The 5,652-nt window shown below is 44.8% G+C and carries 2 tRNA genes and 3 rRNA genes; all 5 read left to right on the forward strand.

The features are described 5' to 3' along the window. The first annotated feature begins 253 nt into the window (after nucleotides 1–253). Nucleotides 254–1,764, forward strand: a 16S ribosomal RNA gene (locus tag CVS86_RS09715). Between the two features lie 94 nt (nucleotides 1,765–1,858). Then, nucleotides 1,859–1,935 (forward strand) — tRNA-Ile (locus CVS86_RS09720). A 12-nt stretch (nucleotides 1,936–1,947) separates the two neighbouring features. Then, nucleotides 1,948–2,023, forward strand: a tRNA-Ala gene (locus CVS86_RS09725). 434 nt (nucleotides 2,024–2,457) lie between these two features. Next, nucleotides 2,458–5,361: ribosomal RNA gene (locus CVS86_RS09730) — 23S ribosomal RNA — on the forward strand. A gap of 134 nt (nucleotides 5,362–5,495) precedes the next feature. Beyond that, a 5S ribosomal RNA gene (rrf, locus tag CVS86_RS09735) occupies nucleotides 5,496–5,614 on the forward strand. Together the 16S, 23S and 5S rRNA genes with 2 tRNA genes alongside form the textbook arrangement of a ribosomal RNA operon. Nucleotides 5,615–5,652 lie beyond the last annotated feature (38 nt).

The raw sequence follows: 5,652 nt of genomic DNA on the forward strand, positions 1-5,652 counted from the left end.
GTTCTTTTAACTTACAATTGTTAAACTATTAGTCAATCTTTGAAATCTAAACAAGTGATCGATTGAGCCAGTCTATTATGATTAAATAATAGATTAGACAAACTAATATAAAAATTAAAAGTTTTTTTGATTAAAAACTTCATAATAAATACTAAAAGCAATTTTAGTAAAAACATTATTACTAGATTGCATTAGCAATCTTAGTCTTTAGTGTTGCTTCTTAGTAAAGCTTTGCTTTACGCTAAAGAAGGTTAATATGGAGAGTTTGATCCTGGCTCAGAGTGAACGCTGGCGGCGTGCCTAATACATGCAAGTCGAACGGACGAGTAAGAGCTTGCTCTTATGAGTTAGTGGCGCACGGGTGAGTAATGTATAGCTAATCTGCCCTACACTAGAGGACAACAGTTGGAAACGACTGCTAATACTCTATACACCTCTCTAGCATAAGTTAGATAGGGAAAGTTTTTCGGTGTAGGATGAGGCTATATTGTATCAGCTAGTTGGTGAGGTAATGGCTCACCAAGGCTATGACGCATAACTGGTCTGAGAGGATGATCAGTCACACTGGAACTGAGACACGGTCCAGACTCCTACGGGAGGCAGCAGTAGGGAATATTGCTCAATGGGGGAAACCCTGAAGCAGCAACGCCGCGTGGAGGATGACACTTTTCGGAGCGTAAACTCCTTTTGTTAGGGAAGAACAATGACGGTACCTAACGAATAAGCACCGGCTAACTCCGTGCCAGCAGCCGCGGTAATACGGAGGGTGCAAGCGTTACTCGGAATCACTGGGCGTAAAGGACGCGTAGGCGGATTATCAAGTCTCTTGTGAAATCCTATGGCTTAACCATAGAACTGCTTGGGAAACTGATAATCTAGAGTGAGGGAGAGGCAGATGGAATTGGTGGTGTAGGGGTAAAATCCGTAGAGATCACCAGGAATACCCATTGCGAAGGCGATCTGCTGGAACTCAACTGACGCTAATGCGTGAAAGCGTGGGGAGCAAACAGGATTAGATACCCTGGTAGTCCACGCCCTAAACGATGTATACTAGTTGTTGCTAAGCTAGTCTTGGCAGTAATGCACCTAACGGATTAAGTATACCGCCTGGGGAGTACGGTCGCAAGATTAAAACTCAAAGGAATAGACGGGGACCCGCACAAGCGGTGGAGCATGTGGTTTAATTCGAAGATACGCGAAGAACCTTACCCGGACTTGATATCTAACAAATCATCTAGAGATAGAAGAGTGTCTGCTTGCAGAAATGTTAAGACAGGTGCTGCACGGCTGTCGTCAGCTCGTGTCGTGAGATGTTGGGTTAAGTCCCGCAACGAGCGCAACCCACGTCATTAGTTGCTAACAGTTCGGCTGAGCACTCTAATGAGACTGCCTTCGTAAGGAGGAGGAAGGTGTGGACGACGTCAAGTCATCATGGCCCTTATGTCCGGGGCGACACACGTGCTACAATGGCATATACAATGAGAAGCAATATCGCGAGATGGAGCAAATCTATAAAATATGTCCCAGTTCGGATTGGAGTCTGCAACTCGACTCCATGAAGCCGGAATCGCTAGTAATCGTAGATCAGCCATGCTACGGTGAATACGTTCCCGGGTCTTGTACTCACCGCCCGTCACACCATGGGAGTTGATTTCACTCGAAGCCGGAATACTAAATTAGTTACCGTCCACAGTGGAATCAGCGACTGGGGTGAAGTCGTAACAAGGTAACCGTAGGAGAACCTGCGGTTGGATCACCTCCTTTCTAGAGTACATATAGATATTCTCTCACAAGATATCTATAAGAAAGATATTCTCAATCATCCTTGTTTAGTTTTGAAAGATTGATAGACCTATAGGGGCCTATAGCTCAGCTGGTTAGAGTGCACCCCTGATAAGGGTGAGGTCACAAGTTCAAGTCTTGTTAGGCCCACCAGAGAATTTAATTGGGGAATTAGCTCAGCTGGGAGAGCGCCTGCTTTGCACGCAGGAGGTCAGCGGTTCGATCCCGCTATTCTCCACCATAAAATAGTTTAACAGCAAAAGTCTATATTAAGTGTTTTAAGAAACATTTACTTTAGACTTTTAAGCGTACTTGATCTTTATTGATTATAAAGTTGCCGAAAGCAACTTTGTGCTTTAGGGGTTTCCAAAGGGTGCAACTCTTTGGTCGTAAAGGCTAGCTTGCTAGTCTGCGAAGTCTAAATGTTCTTTTAATTAATATTGTTAATAGTCACAAGCAAGTTTTAAAAACAATTTTACAGGACTTGTTAAAGATTTAAATTTCTATTCTCTTTGCATTTAATGCAAAAGTTTGACATCACAATCTATTTAGGATTTAAAACTTATCTAAATAGTAGTCAATGCTTTCCGTCTTGAGAGCTAGAATTTAAATGTAGTAACATAAAGTTATCTTTAACAAGGAAGTGATGCGAATTAGAATAATCTAATATAGAAAAGGTAAGCTACAAAGAGCAAGTGGTGGATGCCTTGGCTAGTAGAGGCGATGAAAGACGTGCCAGGCTGCGATAAGTCTCGGGGAGCCGTCAAGGGGCTTTGATCCGGGAATTTCTGAATGGGGCAACCCAACTAATAGAGATATTAGTTACCGTATAACGGAGCGAACGAGGGGAATTGAAACATCTTAGTACCCTCAGGAAAAGAAATCAAAAGAGATTACGCTAGTAGCGGCGAGCGAACGCGTAAGAGGGCAAACCACTAGTTTACTAGTGGGGTTGTAGGACTGCAATATAGACTAAACTTAGCTAATAGAACAACCTGGAAAGGTTAGGCACAGAGGGTGATACCCCCGTATATGAAAGCTTTGTTTTACTTAGCAGTATCCTGAGTAGGGCGGAACACGTGATATTCTGTCTGAAGCTGGGTAGACCACTATCCAACCCTAAATACTACTACTAGACCGATAGTGCACAAGTACCGTGAGGGAAAGGTGAAAAGAACTGAGGTGATCAGAGTGAAATAGAACCTGAAACCATTTGCTTACAATCATTCAGAGCCCTATGATTTATCAGGGTGATGGACTGCCTTTTGCATAATGAGCCTGCGAGTTGTGATGTCTGGCAAGGTTAAGGAAACCCGGAGCCGTAGCGAAAGCGAGTCTTAATAGGGCGTTTAGTCAGACGTTGCAGACCCGAAACGATGTGATCTATCCATGAGCAGGTTGAAACCGGTGTAAGAGCCGGTGGAGGACCGAACCCGCTAGCGTTGAAAAGCTATGGGATGACTTGTGGATAGGGGTGAAAGGCCAATCAAACATCGTGATAGCTGGTTCTCTCCGAAATATATTTAGGTATAGCGTCATGTAGTAACACTAGGGGGTAGAGCACTGAATGGGCTAGGGCATACACCAATGTACCAAACCCTATCAAACTCCGAATACCTAGTGTGTAATCATGGCAGTCAGGCGGCGAGTGATAAAATCCGTCGTCGAGAGGGGAACAACCCAGACTAACAGCTAAGGTCCCTAAATCTCATTTAAGTGGAAAACGATGTGGAGTTACTTAAACAACCAGGAGGTTGGCTTAGAAGCAGCCATCCTTTAAAGAAAGCGTAATAGCTCACTGGTCTAGTGATTCTGCGCGGAAAATATAACGGGGCTAAAATGAGTACCGAAGCTTTAGACTTAGTTTTACTAAGTGGTAGGAGAGCGTTGTATTTGCGTTGAAGGTATACCGGTAAGGAGTGCTGGAGCGAATACAAGTGAGCATGCAGGCATGAGTAGCGATAATTGGGGTGAGAATCCCCAACGCCGTAAACCCAAGGTTTCCTACGCGATGCTCGTCATCGTAGGGTTAGCCGGGTCCTAAGCAAAGTCCGAAAGGGGTATGCGATGGAAAATTGGTTAATATTCCAATGCCAACTATAATGTGCGATGGAAGGACGCTTAGAGTTAGAGGAGCCAGTGGATGGTATGCTGGTCGAAAGGCGCAGGTTGGAATTCAGGCAAATCCGAATTCCTTTAAGCCGAGGCCTTACAGGTGCGTGAAATTCTTCGGAATGAATCGTAAATCCTTGATACTGTCGAGCCAAGAAAAGTTTCTAAGTTTAGTTATAGTTGCCCGTACCGTAAACCGACACAGGTGGGTGGGATGAGTATTCTAAGGCGCGTGGAAGAACTCTCTTCAAGGAACTCTGCAAAATAGCACCGTATCTTCGGTATAAGGTGTGCCTAACTTTGTGAAGGATTTACTCCGTAAGCATTGAAGGTTACAACAAAGAGTCCCTCCCGACTGTTTACCAAAAACACAGCACTCTGCTAACTCGTAAGAGGATGTATAGGGTGTGACGCCTGCCCGGTGCTCGAAGGTTAATTGATGACGTTAGCTCTGCGAAGCGTTTGATCGAAGCCCGAGTAAACGGCGGCCGTAACTATAACGGTCCTAAGGTAGCGAAATTCCTTGTCGATTAAATATCGACCTGCATGAATGGCGTAACGAGATGGGAGCTGTCTCGAAGAGGGATCCAGTGAAATTGTAGTGGAGGTGAAAATTCCTCCTACCCGCGGCAAGACGGAAAGACCCCGTGGACCTTTACTACAGCTTGACACTGCTATTGGGATAAAAATGTGCAGGATAGGCGGGAGGCTTTGATCCATAGACGCCAGTTTATGGTGAGCCATTGTTGAGATACCGCTCTTTTTTATTCTGATAGCTAACTAGCTTGAGTTATCCTCAAGTAGGACAATGTCTGGTGGGTAGTTTGACTGGGGCGGTCGCCTCCCAAAATGTAACGGAGGCTTACAAAGGTTGGCTCAGAACGGTTGGAAATCGTTCGTAGAGTATAAAGGCATAAGCCAGCTTAACTGCGAGACATACACGTCAAGCAGAGACGAAAGTCGGTCTTAGTGATCCGGTGGTTCTGTGTGGAAGGGCCATCGCTCAAAGGATAAAAGGTACCCCGGGGATAACAGGCTGATCTCCCCCAAGAGCTCACATCGACGGGGAGGTTTGGCACCTCGATGTCGGCTCATCGCATCCTGGGGCTGGAGCAGGTCCCAAGGGTATGGCTGTTCGCCATTTAAAGCGGTACGCGAGCTGGGTTCAGAACGTCGTGAGACAGTTCGGTCCCTATCTGCCGTGGGCGCAAGAAGATTGAGGAGAGTTGACCCTAGTACGAGAGGACCGGGTCGAACCAACCACTGGTGTACGAGTTGTCCTGCCAAGGGCACCGCTCGGTAGCTATGTTGGGATGTGATAACTGCTGAAAGCATCTAAGCAGGAAGCCAACTCCAAGATGAATCTTCTTTTAAGAGCTCATATAGACTATGTGTTTGATAGGCTGGGTGTGTAATGGATGAAAGTCCTTTAGCTGACCAGTACTAATAGCTCGTCTGCTTATCTTTTAATAAGCATCACTTCCTTGTTAAGGGTAAAAACTTAATAAGATATGTTTTTTATAAAACTTTGTTTATGACTTTTAACTTTATCTAGTAGTGTTAAATAAGAGATTTATCTATTATATCTTTTATTTAACACTGCCCGTGACTATACAGACGAGGAAACGCCTTGCTCCATCTCGAACCAAGAAGCTAAGCTCGTCCTGGCTGATGATACTCTCCCTTACTGGGATGTTGGAAAAGTAGGTCGTTGCGGGCTTTGTTGTTAATCTGCTTTTAATTCTTATATTATTAATC

It is taken from the genome of Campylobacter concisus, assembly GCF_003048605.1.
GTDB classification, from domain to species: domain Bacteria; phylum Campylobacterota; class Campylobacteria; order Campylobacterales; family Campylobacteraceae; genus Campylobacter_A; species Campylobacter_A concisus_BM.